General features: G+C 64.6%; 1 pseudogene. It reads left to right on the forward strand.

Going from position 1 to position 271, the window contains the following annotated elements:
• Nucleotides 1–271 (forward strand): annotated as a pseudogene (locus ACR9ZK_RS22075) (polyhydroxyalkanoate depolymerase); the annotation flags it as partial.

Raw genomic sequence — 271 nt, forward strand, 5'->3', positions numbered from 1 at the left:
GTCAACGACCTGGCCGTCGAAAAGCCGTACTCGTGGTTCGAGAACACGGTGGTCTATGCCGTGCCGGGCAATTACCCGGGCTTCGGCCGCAAAGTCTATCCGGGCTTCCTGCAGCACGCCGGCTCCATCGCGATGAATCCGGGCCGCCACGCCCAGAGCCACCGCGAGTTCTACCAGCACCTGGTGCGCGGCGACGACGATTCGGCGGAAGCGCACCGCAAGTTCTACGACGAGTACAACGCCGTCCTCGACATGCCGGCCGAGTACTACC

The sequence above is a fragment of the Monashia sp. HAY1-5C genome, from assembly GCF_056755255.1.